The sequence below is a fragment of the Kitasatospora sp. NPDC004272 genome (genome assembly GCF_053603035.1).
Genome location: NZ_JBSGET010000038.1, coordinates 1 through 23,071, shown reverse-complemented (window position 1 = coordinate 23,071; position 23,071 = coordinate 1). Strand labels below are relative to the sequence as shown.

25 protein-coding genes are annotated in these 23,071 nt (G+C 75.7%); 17 read left to right on the top strand and 8 right to left on the bottom strand.

Going from position 1 to position 23,071, the window contains the following annotated elements:
• Positions 1-100 precede the first annotated feature (100 nt).
• Positions 101-1,162: a glycosyltransferase gene (locus ACWEO5_RS14520; RefSeq protein ID WP_452162722.1), complete on the top strand. Its 1,062-nt coding sequence runs from the start codon at positions 101-103 to the stop codon at positions 1,160-1,162.
• On the opposite strand, the gene cutA is transcribed toward ACWEO5_RS14520, so the two are convergent.
• A complete protein-coding gene (gene cutA, locus ACWEO5_RS14515; RefSeq protein WP_452162721.1) occupies positions 1,159-1,479 on the bottom strand; it encodes a divalent-cation tolerance protein CutA in 321 nt (106 codons plus the stop codon). The genes ACWEO5_RS14520 and cutA overlap by 4 nt on opposite strands.
• Positions 1,480-1,743: 264 nt before the next feature.
• On the opposite strand from cutA, the gene ACWEO5_RS14510 reads away from it, so the two are divergent.
• From ACWEO5_RS14510 to ACWEO5_RS14495, 4 genes are all read left to right on the top strand, one after another.
• Complete coding sequence (locus ACWEO5_RS14510) at positions 1,744-2,511, top strand: thiol:disulfide interchange protein DsbA/DsbL (RefSeq protein ID WP_452162720.1); 768 nt, start codon at positions 1,744-1,746, stop codon at positions 2,509-2,511.
• A 300-nt stretch (positions 2,512-2,811) separates the two neighbouring features.
• Positions 2,812-3,711: an ABC transporter permease gene (locus tag ACWEO5_RS14505; protein WP_344551726.1), complete on the top strand. Its 900-nt coding sequence runs from the start codon at positions 2,812-2,814 to the stop codon at positions 3,709-3,711.
• Positions 3,701-4,900 (top strand): ABC transporter ATP-binding protein, encoded by a 1,200-nt coding sequence (locus tag ACWEO5_RS14500; RefSeq protein WP_452162719.1) that lies wholly within the window; start codon positions 3,701-3,703, stop codon positions 4,898-4,900. Before ACWEO5_RS14505 ends, ACWEO5_RS14500 begins: the two co-directional genes overlap by 11 nt.
• Before the next feature lie 2 nt (positions 4,901-4,902).
• Positions 4,903-6,102: a glycosyltransferase gene (locus ACWEO5_RS14495; protein WP_452162718.1), complete on the top strand. Its 1,200-nt coding sequence runs from the start codon at positions 4,903-4,905 to the stop codon at positions 6,100-6,102.
• Positions 6,103-6,157: 55 nt separating this feature from the next.
• Here ACWEO5_RS14495 and ACWEO5_RS14490 read toward each other — a convergent pair whose 3' ends face one another.
• Entirely contained in the window at positions 6,158-6,736 is a 579-nt protein-coding gene (locus ACWEO5_RS14490) for a TetR family transcriptional regulator (protein ID WP_344551729.1), read from the bottom strand.
• 66 nt (positions 6,737-6,802) lie between these two features.
• Between ACWEO5_RS14490 and ACWEO5_RS14485 the strand changes: the two genes are divergently transcribed.
• Positions 6,803-7,915 (top strand): epoxide hydrolase family protein, encoded by a 1,113-nt coding sequence (locus ACWEO5_RS14485; protein WP_452162717.1) that lies wholly within the window; start codon positions 6,803-6,805, stop codon positions 7,913-7,915.
• Here the strand turns inward: ACWEO5_RS14485 and ACWEO5_RS14480 are convergent.
• The 3 genes from ACWEO5_RS14480 to ACWEO5_RS14470 form a co-directional block, all read right to left on the bottom strand.
• The gene (locus ACWEO5_RS14480) at positions 7,887-8,627 is read right to left on the bottom strand and encodes an SAM-dependent methyltransferase (protein WP_452162716.1); all 741 of its coding nucleotides are present in this window, start codon (positions 8,625-8,627) and stop codon (positions 7,887-7,889) included. The two genes, ACWEO5_RS14485 and ACWEO5_RS14480, sit on opposite strands and share 29 nt — an antisense overlap.
• A gap of 29 nt (positions 8,628-8,656) precedes the next feature.
• Positions 8,657-9,841, bottom strand: coding sequence for a glycosyltransferase (locus ACWEO5_RS14475; protein ID WP_452162754.1), 1,185 nt, complete (start codon positions 9,839-9,841; stop codon positions 8,657-8,659).
• A 70-nt stretch (positions 9,842-9,911) separates the two neighbouring features.
• Entirely contained in the window at positions 9,912-10,673 is a 762-nt protein-coding gene (locus ACWEO5_RS14470) for a glutamate racemase (RefSeq protein WP_452162715.1), read from the bottom strand.
• 247 nt (positions 10,674-10,920) lie between these two features.
• On the opposite strand from ACWEO5_RS14470, the gene ACWEO5_RS14465 reads away from it, so the two are divergent.
• Positions 10,921-12,147, top strand: a complete 1,227-nt coding sequence (locus ACWEO5_RS14465) for an MFS transporter (protein WP_452162714.1) — start codon at positions 10,921-10,923, stop codon at positions 12,145-12,147.
• Between the two features lie 79 nt (positions 12,148-12,226).
• Here ACWEO5_RS14465 and ACWEO5_RS14460 read toward each other — a convergent pair whose 3' ends face one another.
• Positions 12,227-13,231, bottom strand: coding sequence for a polysaccharide deacetylase family protein (locus ACWEO5_RS14460; protein ID WP_452162713.1), 1,005 nt, complete (start codon positions 13,229-13,231; stop codon positions 12,227-12,229).
• A gap of 356 nt (positions 13,232-13,587) precedes the next feature.
• Between ACWEO5_RS14460 and ACWEO5_RS14455 the strand changes: the two genes are divergently transcribed.
• From ACWEO5_RS14455 to ACWEO5_RS14430, 6 genes are all read left to right on the top strand, one after another.
• A complete protein-coding gene (locus ACWEO5_RS14455) occupies positions 13,588-13,848 on the top strand; it encodes a hypothetical protein (protein WP_452162712.1) in 261 nt (86 codons plus the stop codon).
• 248 nt (positions 13,849-14,096) lie between these two features.
• Positions 14,097-14,924 (top strand): polysaccharide deacetylase family protein, encoded by an 828-nt coding sequence (locus ACWEO5_RS14450; RefSeq protein ID WP_452162711.1) that lies wholly within the window; start codon positions 14,097-14,099, stop codon positions 14,922-14,924.
• Positions 14,917-16,104 carry a glycosyltransferase gene (locus ACWEO5_RS14445; RefSeq protein WP_452162710.1) on the top strand — a complete coding sequence of 396 codons (1,188 nt, stop codon included), beginning with the start codon at positions 14,917-14,919 and terminating at the stop codon, positions 16,102-16,104. Before ACWEO5_RS14450 ends, ACWEO5_RS14445 begins: the two co-directional genes overlap by 8 nt.
• Before the next feature lie 85 nt (positions 16,105-16,189).
• The gene (locus tag ACWEO5_RS14440) at positions 16,190-16,858 is read left to right on the top strand and encodes a sugar transferase (RefSeq protein ID WP_452162709.1); all 669 of its coding nucleotides are present in this window, start codon (positions 16,190-16,192) and stop codon (positions 16,856-16,858) included.
• 112 nt (positions 16,859-16,970) lie between these two features.
• Positions 16,971-17,570: a NeuD/PglB/VioB family sugar acetyltransferase gene (locus ACWEO5_RS14435; protein WP_452162708.1), complete on the top strand. Its 600-nt coding sequence runs from the start codon at positions 16,971-16,973 to the stop codon at positions 17,568-17,570.
• Between the two features lie 175 nt (positions 17,571-17,745).
• Positions 17,746-18,228 carry an NUDIX hydrolase gene (locus ACWEO5_RS14430; RefSeq protein WP_344551740.1) on the top strand — a complete coding sequence of 161 codons (483 nt, stop codon included), beginning with the start codon at positions 17,746-17,748 and terminating at the stop codon, positions 18,226-18,228.
• A gap of 39 nt (positions 18,229-18,267) precedes the next feature.
• Here ACWEO5_RS14430 and ACWEO5_RS14425 read toward each other — a convergent pair whose 3' ends face one another.
• Positions 18,268-19,197, bottom strand: a complete 930-nt coding sequence (locus ACWEO5_RS14425) for an NAD-dependent epimerase/dehydratase family protein (RefSeq protein WP_452162707.1) — start codon at positions 19,195-19,197, stop codon at positions 18,268-18,270.
• Between the two features lie 161 nt (positions 19,198-19,358).
• The gene (locus ACWEO5_RS14420) at positions 19,359-19,937 is read right to left on the bottom strand and encodes a PTS-dependent dihydroxyacetone kinase phosphotransferase subunit DhaM (RefSeq protein ID WP_452162706.1); all 579 of its coding nucleotides are present in this window, start codon (positions 19,935-19,937) and stop codon (positions 19,359-19,361) included.
• A gap of 183 nt (positions 19,938-20,120) precedes the next feature.
• Between ACWEO5_RS14420 and ACWEO5_RS14415 the strand changes: the two genes are divergently transcribed.
• The 4 genes from ACWEO5_RS14415 to ACWEO5_RS14400 all read left to right on the top strand — a co-directional run.
• Positions 20,121-20,390, top strand: coding sequence for a DUF397 domain-containing protein (locus tag ACWEO5_RS14415; protein ID WP_344551743.1), 270 nt, complete (start codon positions 20,121-20,123; stop codon positions 20,388-20,390).
• Positions 20,391-21,187: 797 nt separating this feature from the next.
• Complete coding sequence (locus ACWEO5_RS14410) at positions 21,188-21,682, top strand: hypothetical protein (protein WP_344551744.1); 495 nt, start codon at positions 21,188-21,190, stop codon at positions 21,680-21,682.
• A gap of 6 nt (positions 21,683-21,688) precedes the next feature.
• Positions 21,689-21,769: a putative leader peptide gene (locus ACWEO5_RS14405; protein WP_344551819.1), complete on the top strand. Its 81-nt coding sequence runs from the start codon at positions 21,689-21,691 to the stop codon at positions 21,767-21,769.
• A 58-nt stretch (positions 21,770-21,827) separates the two neighbouring features.
• On the top strand, positions 21,828-23,071 hold a 1,244-nt coding region (locus tag ACWEO5_RS14400), incomplete at its 3' end, for an acyl-CoA dehydrogenase family protein (RefSeq protein WP_452162705.1).

Sequence of the window (23,071 nt, the reverse complement as noted above, 5' to 3'; positions counted from 1 at the left end):
CACGCAGCAGCACGGACACTCCGATGGGCTCCGGCCGTCAGCAGCACGGACCCGCCGTTCCCCGAGCCCCTGACGGGCCTCTCCCGGTACGCTCGGCGCCATGGCCGACCCGCGGGTACTCCACGTCATCACCGACCCCAGGGCCCGGGGCGCGCAGCGCCTCGCGCTGGACCTGCACCGGGAGTTGGCGCGCCGCGGCCAGTCCTCCGCGCTCGCCGCGCTGCACCCGCACCCCGACGCCGACCCCGGGGCGGCCGTCCCCGTGCTGGGCCCGTCCCGGCACCACCCGGCGACCCTGCGCGCCCTGCGCGCCCGCGCGCGGGACGCCGACGTGGTGGTCGCGCACGGCTCCTCGACCCTGCAGGCGTGCGCGCTGGGCCTGTTCGGGGCCCGCACCCCCTTCGTGTACGTCAACATCGGCGACCCCCGGCACTGGACGGCCGACCCGCTGCGCCGACTGCGGGTGGGCGCGTTCCTGCACCGGGCGGCGGCCGTCGCCGCGATCTCCCCGCACGCCGCGGACGTCCTGCGCACCCGCTTCCGGCTGCCCGCCCGCCGGCTGCGCACCCTGCCCAACGCCCGCCCCGCCGACCGCTTCCGGCCCGCCGCCGGCCCCGCCGAGAAGGCCGCCGCCCGGGTGGAACTCGGCCTGCCGGCCGGGGGCCCGCTGATCGCCTGGGTCGGCGCGCTCAGCCCCGAGAAGCGCCCCGACCTGGCGCTGGCCGCGCACGCCCTGCTGCCCGCCGACACCCACCTCGCGCTGGCGGGCGAGGGCCCGCTGCGCGCCACCCTCGCCCCGGGCCCGCGGGTCCACCCGCTCGGCCCGCTGGCCGACCCCGCGCCGCTCTACCGGGCCGCGGACCTCCTGTTGCTGACCAGCGACTCCGAGGGCGTCCCGGGCGTCCTGATCGAGGCGGCGCTGGCCGGCCTCCCGGCGGTGGCGACCGACGTCGGCTGGGTCTCCGACGTGGTCCGCCCCGGCGAGGGCGGCCTGCTCGTCCCGCCCGGCGACCCGGCGGCCCTCGCCGACGCGCTGCGCACCCTGCTGGCCGCCGACCGCACCCCGTACGCGGCCGCCGCCCGGGCCCGCGCACTGGCCCACTTCGACCTCGACACCGTCACCACCGGCTGGCAGCAGCTGCTGCGCGAGGTCGCCCGCTAGGCCGTCTCGGCCGCCACCCAGTCCAGGTAGCCGGCCGAGCCGGTGGCCACCGGCACTCCGATCACCTCCGGGGTCTGGTACGGGTGCCGTTCGACCAGGAACGCGGTCAGCCGTTCGGCCAGCTCGGCCCGGGTCTTGAGGTCGATCCGCCACTCGGCGCCCTCCTGCACCTCGCCGTCCCACCAGTACACCGAGCGGACCGGGTACACCTGCGCGCAGGCGGCCAGGCGTTCGCGCACCGCCGCGGCGGCCAGTTCGCGGGCCAGGGTCTCGTCCTCGTGGGTGGTGGTCAGCACCAGGAACTCACGGTTCGTCATGGGTCCCACGGTACGGCGGCGGCCGATCCGCCCCCCGGCGGCCGCCCCCCGACGGCCGGTCCCCCCGGCGGTCGGGCGAACCGTCCGGGGGCGCGCCCGTCCACCGGCCCGCGGGGGAGCGTCCGGAGAGGGTCTCGAACGCCCGACGGACGTTCGAGCCGCGCCGCCGCCGCACCGCCCCGGCATTGCTCCGATCCGGCGAATCCCGCCGACCGGGGCCCGATCTCCTGGAACGCCGCACGCCCCGCCTGCCAGGCTGCCGGGGTGAAGTCGCTGCTCAGAACCACTGTCCTGCTCGCCGTCGCCGGGGGCCTGCTGGCCGCCCCGACCGCCGCCGAGGCCGCGTCCGGCCTCGCCCCGTCCCGGCTGCCGCTCGGCCCGGCCGGCCAGCAACTGCCCTCCCTCGGGGGCCAGTTCGGCGCCGCCCGGCCGTCCGCACCGACCCAGCAGCACGCGCCGTCGCCCGCCGTCGCCCCGCTGGAGCAGGCCGCCCCGCCCGCGGCCGCGCCGGTGGTCCAACGCGCCCACGAGGCGGTCGAGTTCTTCTGGTACAACTGCTCGCACTCCGCCCTGCTGGAGCAGCCGCTCACCCGCTGGGCCGCCGAGCACCGGGCGGACGTCACGCTGCGCCGGGTCCCGGCGGTCTGGCCCGGCAGCCCGGACGAGGCCGAACAGCGGGCGCACGCACGGCTGTTCTACGCCCTGGACCGGCTCGGCGAGGTGGACCGCCTGCAGGCCGCGGTGTTCCGCGCCGTCCGCGAGCAGCACGCCGGCCTGACCACCGAGCAGGCCGCCGCCGACTGGGCCGCCGGGCAGGGCGTCGACGCGGCGAAGTTCCGGGCCGCGTACCGCTCCGCCGAGGTGGACCGGGCGGTGGAGGACGCCCCGAAGCTGTTCGCCCAGGACCAGGTCACCGAACTGCCCACCGTGGTGGTGGACGGCACCGGCCGCACCTCGCCGACCAGGGCCGGCGGCGTCGACGCCATGCCCGCCGCGCTCGACCGGCTGGTCGCCGAGCAGCCCGCCCGCTGACCGTCGCCGCCGCCGACTCCCTGGCCGGAACGGGCCGTTCGGTCCGGAACCGTCCCGTACCGGGCTGAGCTGCCGCAATCTTCACCGAACCCGCCCGCGGCCCGCACACTCTGTGTCATTGTGGTCCGCGGGTCGGCCGGGCAGGACCGGCGGCCCGGCCCCGACGACAGCGGTGCGCCCGGTTCCCCGGTCCGCCCGCACCCGGGGCCGGGGGAGGCCGTTCGGGCACGGAACCGGCGGCGGCAGACAGACGGCACAGGCACCAGGGGCGAGCACAGCCTCCGGGGAGGGCGGGAGTCCGTGGGGGGACAGCGCGCACAGGTCATCGACGAGCCGCGGGGCCAGGCCGCCCCGCCGGGCGCCCCGGTGCCCGCCGGACCGCCGCCCGAACTGGTCTTCAAACGCCGGCTGCGCCCCCTCCAGGTGGCCCGCGAGCTGTGGGCGGCGCGGGAGTTGGTGCGCGCCCTGGCCGAGCGCGACCTGCGCGCCCGGTACAAGCAGGCGGTGCTCGGCTTCGCCTGGGCGGTGCTCACCCCGCTGGCGCTCTGCGCGATCTTCACCCTGGTGTTCCACCGGGCGGTCAAGATCGAGACCGGCGCCGTCCCGTACACGCTGTTCGCCTACCTCGGCCTGATCGTCTGGCAGTTCTTCTCCAACACGATGAACCAGGGCGCGCTCAGCCTGGCCAACAACCTGAGCCTGCTGAACAAGGTGTACTGCCCGCGCGAGGTGTTCCCGCTCGCCACCATGCTGGTCGCCACCGTCGACATGGTGATCGGCGTCGGCGTGCTGGGCCTGATGTTCCTGGTGTTCTGGACGGCCCCCGCCGCGACCTTCCTCTGGGTGGTGCCGCTGCTGGGCATCCAGTTCGCCTTCACCTACGGCATCGCGCTGATCCTCTCGGTCGCCGTGGTCTACCTGCGCGACGTCCGCCACCTGCTGCCGATCATCACCCAGATGGGCGTCTTCGCCACCCCGGTCGCCTACCCGCTGGCCAAGATCCCGCAGCGGCTCCAGGAGGTCTACGTCGGCGTCAACCCGCTGGGCGCGGTCATCGAGGGCTACCGCAAGGCGCTGCTGTACGGCGAGGCGCCGGACGCCCGGATGACGCTGATCGCCGCGGCCAGTTCGCTGGTCTTCCTGGTCGGCGGGTACCTGGTCTTCAAGAAGCTGGAAACGGGGATCGCCGATGTCGCGTGACTACCCTCTGGGCACCATCCGCACCGAGCAGGTCTGGAAGCGGTTCCGCGCCGACCAGCAGCGGATGCTGCTGCGCGACCGGGTCGACCAGATGGCCCGCCGCTTGCGCGGCGACCGTGGCGAGGACTGGCGCTGGGCGCTGCGCGACATCAACCTGCACATCGAGCCCGGCGAGTCGGTCGGCCTGATCGGCTCCAACGGCTCCGGCAAGTCGACGCTGCTGAAGATGCTGACCCGGGTGATGTACCCGTACGCGGGCGTGATCGACGTGCGCGGCCGGATCGGCGCCCTGATCGAGATCCGGGCCGGCATCCACCCCGACCTGACCGGCCGGGAGAACATCTACCTGTTCGGCGCGCTGCTCGGCCTCAAGCGCCGCGAGGTCGCCGGGCGCTTCGACGACATCGTCGAGTTCGCCCGCCTCGGCGGCGCGATCGACCGGCAGGTGAAGTTCTACTCCTCCGGCATGCAGATGCGCCTGGGCTTCGCGGTCGCCGCCTACCTGGAGCCGCACGTCCTGCTGGTCGACGAGGTGCTCGCGGTCGGCGACGCGGTCTTCCAGCAGCGCTGCCTGGACCGGATGCGCGAGGTGGCCGAGCAGGGCACCACCATCGTCTTTGTCTCGCACGACCTGCCCGCGGTGCAGTCCATCTGCCGCCGCGGCGTCTGGCTGGAGCAGGGCACCGTCCGGGTGGACGCCGGGATCACCGACGCGCTGGCCGGCTACCGGGACTCCATCGAGGCCCAGTCCGAGGCGTCCGCCCGGGTCGGCGAACCGCTGCAGCTGCTCAAGTACGAGGTGCGCGGCGAGGACGCCGAGGACACCACCCTGCACACCGACGAGCCGGTCACCGTCGAACTCACCCTCGGCGGCGACTACCGCGGCGACGCCACCCTGCACCTGGGCGTCAGCGAGGGCACCTCCAGCCCGATCTTCCAGATCAGCCACGAGATCCGGATGACCGGCGGCGACCACAAGGTGGCCTGCGTCATCCCCCGGCTGCCGCTGCCGCGCGGCCGCTACACGCTGTGGACGGGCGTCTACTCGATCGGCAGGACCGACGGCGGGACGCTGATGAGCTGGCACTCCGCCGGGCAGTTCGACGTCTTCGGCCCGATGCTCGACACCCCGCCGCGCGCCGTCGTGATGGCCGCGCCCGTCTTCGTCCCGCACCAGTGGGAGGACTGAGCATGCGTTCCGTCCGGGTCCTGGTCCACCTGAACAACCTCGCCCTCGGCGGGGCCCAGCTCAACGCCGTCGACATCGCCCGCACCCTGCGCGACCGCGGCCACCAGCCGGTGCTGTTCGCCCAGGGCGTCGACGGGCCGGCCCCGCTGGTCGAGCTCGCCGCCGGGCACGGCCTGGACCTGGTGGTCGCGGGCGACCCGGGCACCCCGCACGCGGTGGTCCGGGCCCGGCTCGCCAAGCTCGCCGACGAGCACGGCTCCCAGGTGGTGCACGCCTGGGAGGTCCGGGCCGCCCGCAACGCCTACTTCGGCCCCGGCCGGCAGGGCCGGCTCCCGATCGTCACCACCTTCTACGGCATCCGGATGCTCCGCGGCATGCCCCGCTACCAGCCGCTGGTGCTCGGCCTGGGCGCCCTGATGCCGGACGGCCGGGCCTTCGGGCACCGCGACCTGCGGCTGATCGAGCCCCCCGTCGACACCGGCTCCGACGCGCCGGGCGCGGTCTCCGGCGCCGCGTTCCGCGCCGAAGTGGGCGCCGCCGACGGCCAGTTGCTGCTCTGCGTGGTCACCCGGCTGGTCGCCGGCCTGGAGAAGGACGCCGGGGTCTCCCGCACGATCGCCGCCGTCCGGCTGCTCGACGACCCGAAGCTGGTCCTCGCGGTGGTCGGCGGCGGCCCCAGCGAGGAGCACCTGCGGGCCGAGGCCGCCGCCGTCAACGAGGAGCTCGGCCGCCAGGCGGTCGTCCTGACCGGCCAGCGCCCCGACCCGCGCCCCGCCTACCAGGCCGCCGACATCGTCCTCGGCATGGGCGGTTCGGCCCTGCGCGGCCTGGCCTTCGGCAAGCCCGTCATCGTGCACGGCGCGGCCGGCTACACCGCGATCCACGAACCCGGCCCGCTGGTCGAACCGCACGCCTCCCGCTGCATGTACGGCCACGGCGACCACCCCGCCGACGCCAAGGCGCTGGCCGCCCAGATCCGCGCCCTCGCCGACGCCCCCGACCGCCGTGCGGAGCTGGGGAGTTGGGGCCGGGAGTGGGTGGTCGGCCGGTTCTCGCTGGACCACGTCTCCACCGCCTTCGAGGAGGTCTACCGCGAGCTGGTCCGCCGGCCCCCGGGCCGCACCGCCTGGCTCCGCGACCTGGAGCAGATGTCCAGGTACGAGTTCGTGAAGCCCACCGCCCGCCGCCTGCTGGGCCGTTGACGGCCCGCCCGCCCCGCCGTCCTCCCGGTCGTCCGGCCCGCTGACGGCCCGTCGGTCAGGGCGCGTCCAGCAAGTGCTGGACGGTGTCGGCGATCCAGTCGGTCAGCTCCGCGCGGTCGCCGAGGTCGTCGCGGAGCACCCGCAGCCGGGCGGAGACGCCGAGCACGAAGGTGTCGACCGCCCGGGCGCGGGCGAGCGCCTCCGGTTCGGTCAGGCCGTAGCGCAGCAGTTGCCGCCGCAGCGGCTCCAGCGACTCCCGGTCGAGGAACGCCGCCAGCGCCTCGGCCGCCTCGCCGCGTTCGCCCGCGGCGCGGAGCAGGACGAGCAGCGGGTCCTCGCCCTCCATGCCGGTCCACCGCGCCACGATGCCCTCGGCCAGCCGGCGTCCGAGCGAGCCGCGCGGTCCCGCGAACACCCGCTCCAGGTCGAGCCGGACCTCGGTGGCGGCGACGAAGAGCCCCTCCTTGCCGCCGAAGTACCGGGTGATCAGGTTCGGCGACACCTCCGCCGCGGCGGCGACGGCCCGCACCGTCGTGCCCGCGAACCCGGCCCGGGCGAACTCGCGCCGCGCCGCGGCGAGGATCCGCTCGCGGGTGCGCGAGGCGTCCTTGGGTCGTGCCGTCGTGCTGTCCATGGCCCCAGGGTAGCGTCGGCCCATCCCGTGTGTACGCGTGAACACATGATGTGTATGGTTGTACACATGCCGCTGCCCTTCGCCCCCGTGCCCGAAGCCGACCTGGACGACCTGCGCCGGCGCCTCGCCGCGACCCGGCGGCCGCCGCTGCCCCCGGCCACGGGCTGGGAGCGCGGCACGGACCCGGACTTCCTCGCCCGCCTGCTCGCCCACTGGCGCGACCGCTACGACTGGCGCGCCCACGAGGCCCGGATCCTCGCCCTGCCCTGGGAGAGCGTCGAGACCGGCACCGGCCCGCTGCGCCTCGTCCACCAGCGGGCCGACCCGGACGCCCCCACCGTGGTCCTGCTGCACGGCTGGCCCGACTCGGTGCTCCGGTACGAACGGGTGCTCCCGCTGCTCGCCGACCTGAACGTGCTGGTCCCCGCCCTCCCCGGCTTCCCGTTCTCGGCCGGACCGCCGCGGCCCGGCACCTCGGCCGCCGCGATGGCCGCGGCGGTGGCCGACGCGCTCCACCGCCTCGGCCACCGCCGCTACGTCCTCTCCGGCGGCGACCTCGGCGCGGACGTCGCCGAGCACCTCGCCGCCACCCACCCCGACCGGGTCGCCGCCCTGCACCTGACCAACGTCTCGCCGCTGCACGCGGTCTTCGCCGACCGCTCGGCCCTGGGCCCCGAGGAGCTCGCCCACCTCGACGCCGCCACCGCCTGGCAGCGCGCCGAGGGCGGCTACATCGCCCAGCAGTCCACCAAGCCGCACACGCTGGCCCCCGCCCTGGCCGACTCGCCCGCCGGGCTCGCCTCCTGGATCGCCGAGAAGCTGCGGAGCTGGTCGCACGTCCCGTTCACCGAGGACGACCTGCTCACCTGGATCAGCGCCTACTGGTTCACCGACACCATCGGCACCTCGTTCGCGCCCTACGCCGAGTTCGTGCCGCCCGTCCCGTACGTCGCCACCCCGACCGTCCTCAGCGCCTTCGCCCACGACACCAAGCCCGCCCCCTGCGGCTTCGCCGCCCGGTACGTCGACCTCCGGGAGTTCGTCGAGCACGCGGACGGCGGCCACTTCGCGGCCTGGGAGCAGCCGCACGCGTACGCGCAGGACCTCCGCCGCGCCATCGCCCTCGCGGAGCACGAGGGCCGCCGGCCGGTCAGGACGCCCGGCGCAGCACCAGCGTGACGAAGCCGAAGCAGTCGCGGTAGCCGGTCAGCCACTCCTCGCGGTGCTCGGCCGCCGTCCGCAGGGCCTGATCGCGGTCGGGGCCCGGCTGCTGCTCCAGGGCCCAGTCGGTGAGCGAGCCGGTCCAGGCCCACTCGTAGGCGTCGAGTTCCGTGCGGCTGGAGGTGTGCCCGGCGACCGGCAGCCAGCCGGCCGCCCGGACCGCCCCGACCGTCCCGGCCAGGTCGCGGACCCCGTCGCCGAACAACTCCCGTGCCAGGTCGGATGGTTCGCCCTCCCAGTAGGTCTCGCCGAGCAGCACCGCCCCGCCCGGGGCGAGCAGCGGCCCGATCGCCTCCAGGGCCGGCCCGATCCCCCCGAAGGCGTACGCCGCGCCCACGCACAGCACCGCGTCGAACGGCTCGGACGCGGTGAACTCCCGCACGTCGTGGTGGTGCAGGCCGATCCGCCGGTCGACGCCGAGCCGCTGCGCGCTGCGCAGGGCGGCGCGCAGCGCCCCGGCGTCGGTGTCCACGCCGACCGCGCGCAGCGCCGGGTGCGCGGCCAACGCCCGCACCGCCCAAGGGGCTTCGCCGCAGCCGAGGTCGAGCAGCCGACCGCCCGAGCGGCCGCGCAGCAGCCGCTCCAGCAGCTCCCGCACCGACTCGTCGGACAGCGGGGCGGCGATCGGGTGGTCGCGGTGCGCGATCCGGGAGATCTCCTGGCGTTCCATCGTCGGATCCTGCCCGCCGCGCCGCGCGGCTATTCGGCCCGCTGCGGCCGCGGGTAGGTGCGCCCCTTCCAGGCGGCGCCGCGGCCGCGCCAGTGCTGGACGGCCGAGTCGACCGTCATCAGCAGGTACAGCAGCGCGGTGAACGGCAGCAGCGCCGCGGCGGCGACCGGCTGCCCGTAGTAACGGAGCATCGGCGCGTACGTCCCGGCCATCACCGCCCAGGCGGCCAGCCCCGCCCCGGCGGTCCACCACGCCCCGGCCGCGGCCCCGGCCAGCGCGGCCACCGGCGGCACCAGGTAGACCAGCGCCAGGCCCGCCACCGTGCCGGCCAGCAGCGGCGGCGAGTAGCGCAGCTGGGCGTAGGCGCTGCGCGAGACCATCCGCCACAGCGGACCCAGGCCGGGGTAGGGGCGGACGGACTCGACCCGGTCGGCGAGGCCCAGCCAGGTCCGGCCGCCGGTGCGCTTGACCGCCCGGGCCAGCGACACGTCGTCGATGACCGCGCCGCGGATCGCCGCCACCCCGCCCGCCCGCTCCAGCGCGCGCCGCCGCACCAGCGAGCAGCCGCCGGCCGCCGCGGCCGTCCGGGACCGGGTGCGGTTGGAGCGGCGGAACGGGTACAGCTGCGCGAAGAAGTACACGAACGCCGGGACGATCAGCCGCTCCCAGCCGCTCTCCACCCGCAGCCGGGCCATCTGCGAGACCAGGTCGAGGCCGCCGCCCTCGCCCGCCGCGACCAGCGCCCGCAGCGAGCCCGGCCGGTGCGCGATGTCGGCGTCCGTCAGCAGCAGCCACTCGGCGTCCGCCCCGGCCCGCTCCACGCCGTGCCGCAGCGCCCACAGCTTGCCCGTCCAGCCCGCCGGCAGCGGCGGGGGAGTGGTCACCGTCAGCTCCAGCCCGCCGACGCGCCGCGCCAGCTCCCGGGCGAGCCCACCGGTGCCGTCGGTGCTGTGGTCGTCGACCAGCACCACCCGGGCCCGCCCCGGGTACTCCTGGGCGAGCAGCCCGGGCAGCGACAGCGGCAGCACCTCCGCCTCGTCCCGGGCCGGGACCAGCACCACCACCGACGGCCAGGACGCGGGCTCGCCGCCGCCCCCCGGCAACCGCTGGTCGGTGCGCCAGAACCCGCCGTGGCACACCGCCAGCCACAGCCACGCCAGCAGCGACACCACCGAGACCCACCACAGGACCGTCACCCGGGCAGTCTGCCCGATCCGGCCCCGACCGACCCCGAGGCACGACGGCCCGGGCGGACGGGCCCCGACCGGGGGGAGGGCGCCGGGCTCAGACCCGGGCGGCGGCCGTCAGCAGCGCGCCCTGCGGGTACGCCAGCGCCTCGGGCGGCAGCGCCGCCGGGCGGCCCGAGTGCAGGACGGTCAGCGTGCCGCCGCCGGTCGGCGTGCCGGGGGCGAGCCGGCGGAGGGTCTGCGCGGCGATCGCGCCCGCCGAGCCGTGCAGCCGGACCGGGCCCGGGAGCGCGGCGGCGATCCGGTCGTCGATCAGTTCGTAGTGGGTGCAGCCCAGCACCACGTCGGTGGTCCCGGCGGGGGTGCGGGCGGCGGCCGAGGCGACCGCCGCGGCGATCGCGGCCCCGTCGGCCCGCTCCACCGCCTCGGCCAGCTCCGGGCAGGCCACCTCGTGGACCCGCGCGGCCCCGCCGAACTCGGCGATCAGCCCGCGCTGGTAGGCGCTGCCGGTGGTCCGCGAGGTCGCCCAGATCGCCACCACCCCGCCGGTCGCGGCGGCCGGCTTGATCGCCGGGACCGTCCCGATCACCGGCAGCCCGGGCTCGAACTCCGCCCGCAACCGGGCCAGCGCGTGCACCGTCGCCGTGTTGCAGGCCACCACCAGTGCCTCCGGCCGGTACTCCACCGCGGCCCGGGCGCAGGCCAGCGCGCGCTCGGTGATGTCCCCGGGCGTCCGCGGCCCCCAGGGCATGCCGTCCGGGTCGCCCGACACCACCAGATCCGCGTCGGGCCGGGCCCGGCGGATCGCGGCGGCGGCGGCGAGCAGTCCGATTCCGGAGTCCACGAGGGCGATCTTCACGAGCACCGACTCTACCCCGAACAAGAGCCCCCGCCGGGGGCCCGGGGAACGGCGAGGCCCGGTCTGCGGGCGGTTCACTGCCGCCCAGCGCATCGGCTTCCGGTTCTGTTCAAGCACGCAGCAGCACGGACTCGCCGTTCCCCGAACCCCTGGTGGTGCGCACCCCCTGCTCCGTTTGAATGACCGTATGACCACGCCCGCGCGTGTTCCCGGTCGGGGGCGGCGCGTCCGCAGAGGCTTGGGTCTCATGGGACAGCTGACAGCATCGAACGAGCGGGCGCCGGACGACGACCGGGTGTCGGGGACGGCCTACACCAACCTGGTGGTCGCCACCATCGGTTTCGCGCTGACCTTCTGGGCGTGGAACCTGATCGCCCCGCTGGCGGGCGAGTTCAACAAGACACTGCACATGACCTCGTTCGCGCAGTCGTTCCTGGTCGCCGTCCCGGTGATCGTCGGCTCGCTGGGCCGCGTCCCGGTCGGTGCGCTGACCGACCGCTTCGGGGCCCGGCTGATGTTCCCGCTGATGTCGGCGCTGACCATCGTCCCGGTGCTGCTGCTGATCCCGGCCCGCGAGTCGTACGGGGCGCTGCTGGCGGTCGGCTTCTTCCTCGGGCTCGGCGGCACCACCTTCGCGATCGGCGTGCCGCTGGTGAACTCCTGGTTCCCGCCGAGCAAGCGCGGCCTGGGCGTCGGGGTGTTCGGCATGGGCATGGGCGGTGTCGCGCTGTCCGGCTACTTCACCCCCCGGCTGTGGAAGCACGGCCACGACCTGCCGTTCTGGGTGATGGCCATCGCCCTGGCCGCCTACACGGTGGTCTCGTTCCTGCTGCTGCGCGACCGCCCCGACCGGGTGGTCCCGACCGCCTCGCTGGCCTCCCGGCTCGGCAGGGCCGGGAGGCTGCGGGTGACCTGGGAGCTGTCCGCGCTGTACGCGATCGGCTTCGGCGGGATCGTCGCGTTCGGCGTCTACCTGCCGACGTACCTGAAGACCTGGTACGAGCTGTCCGCGACCGACGCCGGGACGAAGGCCGCCGGGTTCGCCCTGGTCACGGTCGTCTTCCGGCCGTTCGGCGGCTGGCTGTCGGACCGGGTCCACCCGGCCGTGGTGACCTGCTGGGCGCTGGCGATCACCGCGCTGTTCGCCGTCGTGCAGGCGTTCGACCCGGAGCTCAGCCCGATCGGCACGATCGCCTTCATGGTGATGGCGGCCGGCCTCGGCACCACCAGCGGAGCGGTGTTCGCGCTGGTCGCCCAGGTCACCCCGGTCGCCCAGGTCGGTTCGGTGACCGGCATCGTCGGCGCCGTCGGCGGCCTCGGCGGCTTCGTCCCGCCGCTGGTGATGGGCGCCATCTACAGCGCCAAGGGCAGCTACTCGATCGGCTTCATGCTGCTCTCCGACCTCGCCCTGGCCGGCGCCGTCTACGCGATCGGCCGGATGCGCGGCATCCGCCCCACCGGCACCACCGCCTGACCGGGCCCGGACGCGGACCCGGACACGCCCGAGGCCCGCACCCCCCTTCCTGCGGGGGGTGCGGGCCTCGGGCCGTTCGCTACGCCTGCGCGCCCAGCAGCCGCTGCACCGCGGGCTCCAGGCCGGACAGGATGGTGTCGAAGCGGCGGGTCGAGGTGGTCGAGTCGACCTGGAGGCGGCTGATCCGCAGCGGGTGCGCGGGCAGCCGGGGGCCCAGCCGGTGGTCGGACAGGAAGCCCAGCCGGTAGCCGAGCCGGCGCAGCACCGCGTCCGCCCGCTCGTCGAAACCGCCGTCGGGGTAGGCGAACGCCGACGGCGCCTCGCCCAGCCAGCCGGTCAGCACCCGGTGCGCGCCGGCGATCTCCGCCTGCACCGTCGCCTCGTCGCAGCGCCGCAGCGAGGGGTGCCCCAGGGTGTGGTTGCCGATCGTGACGGCCGCCTCCCGCAGGGTCAGCAGGTCCTCCGGGCGCAGCTGCTCCTGGGCCGGCGGGCGGCGGCCCGCGGAGACCCGCAGCTCGGCCAGGCTGCGCCGGCGGTCCGGGTCGGGCATCGCCTTCAGCAGCGCCAGCACCCGGTCGGGGGAGCCGCCGCCGGGCAGCATCCGGGCCCGGCCGCCGTGCCGGGCCAGGAACGCCGCCTCGTGCCACCAGAACGGCTTCTCGGTGCCGACCAGCTCGGCGATCACGAACGCCGCCGCCGGGATCCGCCGGGCCACCAGCTCCGGCAGGGCGTGCCGCAGCACGGTCCGGTCCGGGTCGTCGAAGGTCACCAGCACCGAGCGCGGCGGCAGCGGCCGCCCCTCGGCCAGCGCCCGCTCCACGTCCGGCACCGACACCGGGGTGGCCAGCCGCCGCAGCCGGTCCAGCTGGGCGCCGAACGAGGCCGGGTCGGTGATCCCGTGGTACGCCAGCACGGCCAGCCGCTGCGCCGCGCGGGCCCGGAACAGCGGCTGGGCCGGACTGAAGCGCAGCCAGCTGCCCCGGTCCCGTTCCCGGGGTCGGCGCGGGGCGGCGGCGGACGGTACGACGGGCTGGGGCGGGGCGCAGACGGCAGCGGTGGCAGCGGTGGCGGTGGCGTACGACACGGTTCCCCCCTCGGTCGCCGGCAAGCGGCGTGGCGGTACCGTCGGCAGGCGGAGCCCGGCCTCCGACCCCGGGCGCGGCGGCTCCGCACCCGAGTGATCTAGCCCGCGGCGGGTACTCCCTACCCCGCACGCCGGACGGCTCCTGGATCGCTCAATGTAGTGGAGACCCGCGAGGTCCCGGGATGGTTGTACGCCGGACGGCGAGATTTCGCGGGCGCTCCGGCGGGCCGTCCGGGAACGGCGCGCGGACGGTTCGGAGGACCTCGCGGACGGGTGGGCCGGGACGGGCCGGGCGGGTCCGCGCAAGGGTCCGACGGCCGTGGTCGGTTCCCCCGCGCCGGGTTACCGTGGATGGCATGGCAGACACCCGAAGTGACCGCGCCGCTACCCGCTGGCCCGCGCTGTTCGGCGGCTGTGCGCTGCGCCGCCACCAGCCGCTGCTGGCCCTGCTCGGCCTGGTCTGCGTGGGGGCGGGCATCGCGGTGGCGGTGCTGGTCCCGGAGAGCGACGGCCCGGCCTGGGCGATGGCGGTGACCGGCTGCCTGGCCGCCGGGCTGCTGCTGCTGGTCCGGATCGGCGTCGCGCTGCTCCGCCCGGGCGGCGGCGCCACCCCCTGAGCGGGCCACCCGCCACCCGTCCGCCCGCCACCCCGTCCGCCGGGCACCCGCCCGTCCCGCCGACCGGAAAACGTCCTCCAACGGGACAGGACCGGTCGGACCGGCTTATTTTCGGCCTACCTACGCACTTCTTTCACGTTTCGGGGGCAGGAGCCCCACAGTTCCCCCTACTGTGATTCGCATCGCCCGCGTCGACCGCGGGCCGGGGGAGTCACAGGTCCGGTGCGGGGGCACCGCGAGGGGGATTCATGGCGAGCAGCGCCGGCGACGCCGGAGGCATCCGCTCCAAGGTCAAGCAGCAGTTGGCCCGCGCGGCCGGCCGGGTGCCCGGCGAGGGCGCCACCGTGCTCATCTACCACCGGGTCGGCGGCGGCACCACCGACGAACTCGACCTGGCCGCGGCCGACTTCACCGCCCAGGTCGACCTGCTCGCCGAACTGCCGCCCGGCCGGGTGGTCTCCCTGGACACCGCCGCCGACCGGCTCGAAGCCGGCCTGCGCACCCCCAGCACCGTCCTCACCTTCGACGACGGCTTCGCCGACACCCACGAGACGGCCTGGCCGCTGCTCCGGGAACGCGGCCTCCCGTTCACGATCTACCTGGCCAGCGGCCTGGTCGGCGGCCCGATGCGCTGGGAGGGCTCCACCGCCAAGGGCGCCCCCGCCACCGGCCTCAGCTGGGAGCAACTGCGCGAGATGACCGCCTCCGGGCTGTGCACCGTCGCCAACCACACCCGCAGCCACGCCCGCCCCGAACTGCTCACCACCACCGAGCTCGACGCCTGCGGCGACGACGTCGAGGAGCACCTCGGCACCCGCCCCCGGCACTTCGCCTACACCTGGGGCCGCCCCGTCCCGCACATGGACGCCGCGCTGCGGGCCCGCTTCCGCACCTCCGCCACCGGCCGGGTCGGCCGGAACCTGCCCGGCTACGACCCGGTCCGCTTCCACCGCGTCCCGGTCCGGCGCACCGACCCGATCGACTTCTTCCGGGCCAAGCTGTACGGCCGGCTCGTCCCCGAGCGCGCCTACGCCCGGATCGTCGCCGCCGCGAAGGCGGTGGGCGCCGGTGCCTGAGCAGTTCCCCCTCCGCCTGCGCGGCGAGGGCGGCCGACCGCTGAAGGTCGCCCACCTCACCACCGTCGACATGTCGCTGCACCTGCTGCTCGCCACCGAACTCACCGTCGACGTCGAGCACGGCCTGCACGCCTACGGCCTCAGCGCGCCCGGCCCCTACCTGGAGCGGATCGAGCAGATCGGCGTCCGGCACCGGCCGCTGCCCTCGCTCACCCGGGCCTGGCAGCCGCGCGCCGACCTCGCCGCCGCCCGCGAACTGCTCACCGCGCTGCGCGAGATCCGCCCCGACGTGCTGCACACCCACAACCCGAAGACCGGCGTGCTCGGCCGGGTGCTGGGCCGGCTCGCCCGCGTCCCGGTGGTCGTCAACACCTGCCACGGCCTGTGGGCGCAGGCCCACGACCCGTTCGCCAAACGGCTCGCCGTGCTCGGCGCCGAGGCACTGGCCGCCCGCTTCTCGCACGCCGAGCTCTACCAGAACGCCGAGGACCGCGCCACGCTCGCCAGGTGGGGCGTCCCGGCGAAACGTTCCCGCGTGGTCGGCAACGGCATCGACCTCGACCGCTTCCCCGCCCCCGGCCCGGCCCGGGACGCCCTGCGCGCCCGGCTGCGCACCGAACTCGGCCTCGCCGAGGACGAACTGCTGGTCGGCGGAGTCGGCCGCCGGGTCGCCGAGAAGGGCATCCGCGAGTACGCCGAAGCCGCCCGCGCGCTGGCCGGCAAGGCCCGCTTCGTGTGGATCGGCCCCGACGACCCCGACAAGCCCGACGCCCTGCGCGCCGCCGAGGCCGGCCTGGAGTTCCTCGGCGCCCGCGACGACATGCCCGCCGTGTACGCCGCCCTCGACGTCTTCGTCCTCCCCTCCTACCGGGAGGGCTTCTCCCGCTCCGGCATGGAGGCCGCCGCCAGCGGCCTGCCGATGCTGCTCAGCGACATCCGCGGCTGCCGCGAGATCGGCACCCACGACCAGCACCTGCTGCTCGCCCCGGCGGCCGACGCCGCCGCCCTGACCACCGCGCTCGACCGGCTCCTCACCGAGCCCGGCCTGCGGACCCGCCTGGGTGCGGCGGCCCGCCGCCGCGCCCTCGACCAGTTCGACCAGCGCGCGGTCGCCCGGGTCTCGCTGGAGACCTACGCCGCCGTCGCCCGCCACCGCGGGCTGCGCTGGACCACCGACTGAGCACCGCACCACCGCACCACCTGCGCGCCGAGCAGCCCCGAGCGCGCCCACAACACCACAACGCACCAACCCAGTTGGGGGAGAAATGAAGCGAGGGGGGGACCTCGCGGTCACCGCGCTGGCCGGGATCATCGCCGTCCCGCTCGGCCTGCTGATCGCCCTCCTGATCCGTGCCACCATGGGCGGTCCGGTGATCTTCCGACAGACCCGCACCGGCCGGTACGGCCAGGAGTTCCGCATCCTCAAGTTCCGCACCATGCGCGACAAGCACCACGAGGACGAGCCCGACGCCCCGCGCATCACCCGCCTCGGCGCGCTGCTGCGCAAGACCAGCCTGGACGAACTCCCGCAACTGTGGAACGTCGTCCGCGGCGACATGGGCGTCATCGGCCCGCGCCCCACCCTGCCCGAGCAGGTCGCCCACTACTCCGAACGCCAGCGCGGCCGACTCGCCCTGCGCCCCGGCCTCACCGGCTGGGCCCAGGTCCGCGGCCGCAACTCCATCACCTGGCCCGAACGCATCGAACTCGACCTCTGGTACATCGAGCACCACAGCCTCGCCCTCGACCTGCGGATCCTCGCCCTCACCGCGAAGATGCTGCTGCGCCCCACCGGCATCACCGCCGCCGGCGGCGTCAACCCCGGCTTCCCGGTCCCCGTCGAGGCACCCGCCCCGGCCGCCCCCCGGATCGTGCTGCCCCGGCAGGCCACCGCGACCGCGCCCCGGCTGGCCCGGGAGGAACTGCGCGGCTGAGGGAACCCGAGCACGACGATCCGGCCGGACGGCAGCGGGCGACCGCGACCGCCCGGCCGGGTACTTTCCCTGACGGATCATCGATGTCCCCACTCAGGACGGAGCACGGCGCATGGTGTGGATCGCGGGCGCGGGCGGGGTCGGACGCGAGGCGCTGGACGTGGCGCTCGCCGCGGGCACGGCGGTGTCCGGCTTCCTGGACGACCGGCTGGCCGGCGGCGAGGTGCGCGGCCTGCCCGTCCGCGAGCCCACCGAACTGCCGCACGGCGCACCGTACGTGATCGGCATCGCCGACCCGGCCGTGCGGGCCCGGCTGGCCGTGCTGCTGGACGCGGCGGGCGGCCACCCCGTCACCCTGGTGCACCCCCGGGCGATCATCGCCCCGGAGACCGAACTCGCCCCCGGCTGCCTGGTGATGGGCGGCGCGCACGTCTCCAGCAGCGTCCGGCTCGGCCCGCACAGCCAGGTGCACTACAACGCCACCGTCGGCCACGACAGCCTGCTCGGCGCCCGGGTCACCGTCTACCCCGGCGCGAACGTCTCCGGCGCCGTCCGGCTGGAGGACGACAGCACCGTCGGCTCCGGCGCCGTGGTCCTCCAGGGCCGCACCGTCGGCCGCGCCGCCTTCGTCGGCGCCGCCGCCACCGTCACCCGCGACGTCCCCCCCGCCACCACCGTCATCGGCACCCCCGCCCGCCCCCTGACCCGCTGACCCCGCCCCAGGCCGCCCCCGTCCGTCGGTCGGAACACCGCCCCGCCGGGCCACGCGCAGCGCAAGGGCTCCCCGCCCCGCCCCCGCCCGGAGGGCGTCACAACCGCCGGCCGCCCCCGTCCGTCGGCCGGAACACCGCCCCGCCGGGCCGCGCGCAGCGCATAGGCTCCGGGGCATGGGAATTCCTGCGTTTCTGGCGGAGCTGCGCCAGGTGGTCGGCCACCGGCCGCTGTGGTTGTCCGGGGTGTCGGCGGTGGTCCTGGACGAGGACGGGCGGGTGCTGCTCGGGCGGCGGGCCGACAACGGCAGGTGGGCGCTGATCGGCGGCATCATCGATCCGGGGGAGCAGCCCGCGGACACCGTGGTGCGCGAGTGCCTGGAGGAGACGGGCGTGACGGTGCGGCCCGAGCAGCTGGTCGCGGTGGGCGTCTCCCCGATGATCGAGTACCCGAACGGCGACCGCAGCCAGTACCTCGACCTGGTCTTCCGCTGCCGGCTGCTGTCCGGCGAGGCCCGGGTCAACGACGACGAGTCGCTGGAGGTCGGCTGGTTCCACCCGGACGCGCTGCCCGACGTCGGCGATCGGGCCCGCGACCACGTCGCCCGCGCGCTGGCCGGAAAGGACACGGCGCACTTCGAGCTGACCGAGCTCCACTGAGCCGGGGGCGCGCGCCGAGCGTGCGCCCCCGCCGCGGCACTAGAGGGTCCGGAACCAGTCCGCGGTGCGCCGCAGGCCCTCGTCCAGCGGGACGGGCAGCACGTCCGGGAAGAGCTCGCGCAGCCGCGCGTTGTCGGCCTGCGAGTCCCGGACGTCCCCCGGTCGCGGGTCGACGTGCTCGGCGGCGACCGGGGCGCCCAGCACCCCGCCCATCAGGTCGATCAGTTCCAGCAGCGAGGTGCGCGTCCCGAAGGCCAGGTTCACCGGGTCCGCGGAGACCACCCGGCGCAGCACCGCCTCGGCGAGCACCTGGGTGACCGTGCCGACGTAGGTGAAGTCGCGGCTCTGCCGCCCGTCCCCGTGCACCGTCACCGGCCGCCCGGCCAGCGCCGCGTCCAGGAACGCGGGCACCACGGCGGCGTACGCGTGCCCGGCGGCCTGCAGCGGCCCGAACACGTTGAAGAAGCGCAGCGGCAGCACGCCCAGGTCGTAGCAGTGGTGGTACGCGCCGAGGTAGGACTCGGCGGCCAGCTTGGAGACCGCGTACGGGCTCATCGGCACCGGGCGCATCGACTCGCGCTTGGGCAGCTCCCGGTTGGCGCCGTAGACCGAGGAGGAGGACGCCGCCGCCACGTACAGGCCGCCCGCCCGGCGGGCCGCCTCCAGCACCTCCAGGGTGCCGGTGGCGTTGACCCGGTGGCTGGCCAGCGGGGCGGCGATCGAGCGCGGCACCGAGGGCAGCGCCGCCAGGTGCACCACCGCGTCGGCGCCGGTGAACGCCGCGTCCAGCAGGGCCGGGTCGAGGATGCTGCCCTCGAAGAAGGTGACGTCCACCCCCGCCAGGTTGGCCTTGCTGCCGGTGGACAGGTCGTCCACCACCCGGACCTCCGCCACCTCCGGACGGGATGTCAACTCCCTGGCCAGGTTGGCTCCGATGAACCCCGCCCCGCCGGTGACCACCACGCGCATCGACCCGCACCACCCCTCGATCGGGCCCGGGGACTCCCCCCGCCGGGCCGGTGCGGCCGACTCTAGCGGCGCGGCCGGGCCCGGCGTACACGAAATCCGCACAGTCGCGGCCAAACCAACCCATCGGACGGATTCCGGCCGACGGGCGGGGGAGGGGGCCGTCAGCGCTTCGGCCGACGGGCGGTCTCCTCCGCCGCGTCCAGCACCGCCGCCAGGTCGCCGCCCGCGGTCGCGGTCGCCGCCGCGGCCACCGCGCCCTCCACGAACGGGGCGTCCGCGAAGCGGGTGGGGAACGGCAGGCCGTGCTCGTCGGCCGCCGCCAGCACGGTCAGCACCGTGCGCACCGGGCCGTCCAGGTCGCACAGCACCGCCACGCCGTGGCCCTGGTCGACCCGCCGGGCCGCCGCCGCGACCAGCGCCGCGCTGCTGCCCGGCCCGTCCGCGAGCGCGCCGCCGGTCGCCGCGACCGGCGCCGGGTCGCCCCCCTCCAGCAGGGCCAGCGCCAGCGTCCGCACCGCGTCCGCGAGTTCCTGGCTCTGCGACACCAGCACCAGGCCCACCCGCCCGTGCCCGGCCGGCCGGGAGGGCCGCGGCACGGTCGGCGCGGGCACGGTCACGGTGCCCGTCGCGGCGCCCACCGGCGGCGCCGAGGGCGCGGTGGTGATCGGGATGACGTCGGCGCGGCTGCCGTCCCGCTGGTCCATCGGCTGCTCCCGGGTGGGTGGCTGACTGCTCGTCACCCCATCCTCACCCGGCCGCCGCCCGGAACGCGGCCCCTAGCACAGGTGTCGCCGCCGGAGGGCCGGATCGGCGCAGTCGCCCCGCCCGCGGGCCCGCCGGGGAGGAACGCCCGGACCGGACGGCCCCGACTGGCTACGCTGGTGCCCGAACAGGCAGGCAGGGCGGAACGGAAGGACGTGCGGATGACGCCGGCAGAAGCGGCCCAGGCGGCGGAAGAGCGCCGCAAGATCGAACTGGACGTGAGCGGCGCCGAGTGGCTGAACGCCCCGGGGGACGAGGAGGGCGTGCAGATCGCCTTCGTCCAGGGGTACATCGCGATGCGCAACGGCGCGGAGCCCGACGGCCCGTCGCTGATCTTCACCCCCGCCGAGTGGCGGGCCTTCGTGCTGGGCGCCCGGGACGGCGAGTTCGACATCCAGCCGCAGGAAGCGCCGCAGCAGCAGGGCGAGTAGGCGGGCGCGCACCGGCCCGAACCGGCCGCCTCCGGGACGGCCGGTTCGGGCCGGTGCGGAGACGGCCGGTCCGGGAACCGCGCAGCCCAGAAACCCGCGCGTAGGTGACGAGTGGGCATACGCCGAGGTTACAAAAGAGTTCTGATGGGCCGAATCTTGTTGACTGGTCGACAAGCCTGCCAGCACAGTAAGAGCAGGCAGACGCCGTGCCTACCGCCCCCACGCGGTATAGGCACGGCGCCCGCTTGTGCTGCCCGTCAACGGCGCCGCTGACGGGCCCTCCCAACCCCTGCCGCACAGGGTGCGGCAGCCGTCACAACGGGAGTGACCCGACCGGGAAGAGCGACTCCCCGGCTGGGCCGGAGCCCGGATTCCGCACGCCCCCACGCGGCGGTGATCCGGGCAAGGTTCGCGAACGCGACGGCGAAGGGCCCGCGAACCTGGCTCTGGGTGTTCTGTGGATGATGTTGTGATGCCGATCCCGGGGGCGCCCCGGAGGCACTTCGAAGGTCCGGAGCCAGCCGGAATCACCCGCAGGCTCCAGGAACCGTCCAAGGACCATTGAATCAGCAAATGGTGCTCTGAGTTCACACGACCGCGTGCGCAGTGAGGGAATGCGCGCAAGGCACGCTGCGACAAGCCGCTCCCTGTGGATCTCGCCCCGGAGCGGCCGTCGTGCTGAACCGAACGTAGCCCGGACGGTTGCTCAGAGTCAACATTGGTCCCTGAGCGTAGATCTCGGCCTGATCGCGGACCCGCGCACCGGCCCCCGCCCACCGGGCACGTACGATGGGCCCATGTCATTTCTCCGCCGTCGCTCCGGACAGCCCGCCGGCCCGGACTTCGACGTACTGGCCATGGATCCGGGCGACTGGCCCGGCGACTTCGGTGCCATGATCCTGGCCGGTCAGGACGGATCCTGCCAAGGCATTTTCCTGCAGTACGACCTGCTCGGCGGCCGCGGCCCGGCCATGCTGATCGGCAACGTCCCGCAGGAGTCGCCCGCCCGCGAGAGCGAGGACGGCGTCCCGCTGGAGGCCCGGCAGCTGCTCGCCTCGCTGGAGAACGAGGAGCAGGTCGACTTCGTCTCGGCCGAGGACTTCCCGGTCATGCTCGGCGACGACCTGCTGATCGTCCGCAAGGTCAAGGTCACCGAGGGGCGGCTCTACTGCTCCCAGTTCGGCCGCAGCGACGGCGTCCAGGTCACCATCGCCTCCTGGGACCGGCCGATTTCGGACGATCTCTACCAGCTCCTCAAGCCGCTTCCGGCGGAGATGTTCCAGCAGGGCTGACACCCGATGCCCCGGCCGTTGCTGCTGACCCGACGCCTGCACGTGGACCTCCGGCGCACCGCCGGCGCGGTCTGTCCGGCTTCCTGACACCCCCACCGTCACGGACGCCCGACACCCACGCCGCCCGGCCCGGAGGCCCACCGCCATGACCCGCACCGCAGCGCAGCCGACCGTCCCCACCCCCGCCGCGACCGCCGGCACGACCGCGCCCGCCGAAGGCGCCGACGGCGCCGTCGAACGCGCGCTCGCCCGGCTGCCCCGGGTCGTCGACCTGCTGGCCGCCCGCGCCGCCGAGCACGACCGCGACGGCACCTTCCCCTACCAGGGGGTCGAGACCGTCCACGAAGCCGGACTGCTCACCCTCACCGTCGGCCGCCGCCACGGCGGACCCGGCGCCGGACTCGCCGACACCGTCCGGGTGCTGGCCAGACTCGGCCGCGGCGACGCCTCCGTCGCCCTGCTCACCGCGCAGACCCTGCTCCACCACGCCGAACAGGCCCGCACCGCGCCCTGGCCCGCCGCGCTCTACCGGCGGCTGCTCACCGAATCCCGCCGCGGCCCCGCCCTGGTCGGCACCCTGCGCGCCGCCGCCGGACGGCCGCCCGCCGTCACCGCGCACTGGCAGGGCAGCAGTTGGCGGCTCGGTGGCCGCGCCCCCTACTGCCCCGGCGCCGAAGCGCTCGCCTGGCTGGTCGTCGAGGCCCGCACCGCCGAGGCCCAGCCGCGCACCGGACTCTTCCTGCTCCGCGCCGACAGCTCCGGACTGGAGATCGACCCCGCCGCCGACCAGCTCGGCCTGCGCGCCGCCGCCGGACACGACGTCCTGCTGGAGGACGCCCGGGTCGGCGCCGACGCCGTCCTGCTGCCCCGGGGCGCCGCCCCCGCACCCGACCCGGTCGCCGCCGCCTGGCGGCAACTCGCCCTCGCCGCGATCCTGCTGGGCACCGCCCGGGCCGCCCTCGACTGGTCCGCCGCCCGGCTGCGCGACACCGCCGCCGCCCACCGCCGCCCGCTCGGCGAACTCGACGCCGCGCTCACCGGCGCCGAGGAACTCGTGCACGGCCTCGCCGCCCGCACCGACGCCGACCCGGCCGCCGCCACCCGGGCCCCCGCCGTCCAACTGCTCGCCGCCCGCACCGCGGGCGACACCGTGCAGCGGGCCCTCACCCTCACCGGCAGCGCCGGCCTCGACCGCCGCCACCCGCTGGAGCGCCACCTGCGCGACACCCTCAGCCTGCGCGCCCAACTGCCCGCCGAGGAAGCCGTGCTGGACGCCCTCGGCGAAGCCCTGCTGGGTGAACGCCCCGTGCATCCGCACCGCCCACGGCATCGCCGACAGCCCGGCCGCAGCCAGCACCCCGCCGATCAACGTGGAGAACAGCAGGTTCA